Origin of the sequence: Micromonospora sp. CPCC 206061 (assembly GCF_036906915.1) — a bacterium.
Classification (GTDB): domain Bacteria; phylum Actinomycetota; class Actinomycetes; order Mycobacteriales; family Micromonosporaceae; genus Phytohabitans.
Genome location: NZ_JBAKHX010000225.1, coordinates 1 through 839 on the forward strand (window position 1 = coordinate 1; position 839 = coordinate 839).

The window sequence follows — 839 nt, forward strand, 5'->3', positions numbered from 1 at the left end:
AGCCCTGATCCACCGATGAATTCGGGTTGTTGTGCTGCCGCGGTGTGGTGATCTTGCTGTTGTTTGGGGCGTGCTGGATTGATCGGCCGGGTTTGCCGATGCGCTCGGTGGTTGGTCGGGCTTGGTGGTAGTGGTGGCCGGCGCTGGCCGCACGGAGCTGTCTGATGTGGACGGTCAGGTCGGTGGGGCGTGCGCGGTGGTGAACAGTTGTAGCCATTCGTGTTGCCAGGGCCAGTGTTCAGGCAGATGGATCGTGGTGGTGCGAGCGTGTCGGGCGATCCGGCCGGCGACGTTGACCAGGTGTCGGCGGATCGTGGCGGCGCGGGAGGTCGCGTGGCGGCGGCCGGCCAGGACGCCGGCGGTGCGGGTGAGGTTGTGGGCGATGGCGATACAGGCAAGCCAGGCGTTGTTGGCGTTGAAGTCGCCCGAAGGTAGGTGCGCGAGGGGGCCGTCGATCAGCTCGGCGAAGACCTGTTCGATGACGGCGTGGGCGCGGTGCTGGGCTTCGGCCTGGACGAGGGTGAACGGGCTGTTGGTGAAGGCGGCGTGGTAGCGCCAGGCGGTGAACAGTTCGCCTTGGCCGTCGACGCTGTGCTTGTTGAGGTCGGGGACCCGGCGCACGATCAGCCGGGCGGTGACCTCGTGGCGGGTGCTTTCGAACGCGGTATAGCGGGTTTCGGCGATGTGCGCGCGGGAGATGAAGCGTTGCTGCTGCTCGTCCCAGACCGGCTGCGGGTATTCGATCTCCACCCAGGCGTCGGCCGGGATCGTATCGATCGCCCTACGAACCTTCTGGTCGACCGCGATGGTGATGGAGAATCGCACGCCGGCCCGCCGGC

General features: G+C 67.1%; 1 protein-coding gene. It reads right to left on the bottom strand.

From position 1 onward, the window contains the following. Positions 1–174: 174 nt before the first annotated feature. Positions 175–839 (bottom strand): transposase (locus tag V6V89_RS41505; protein ID WP_334625242.1); only part of this gene is annotated, 665 nt, incomplete at its 5' end.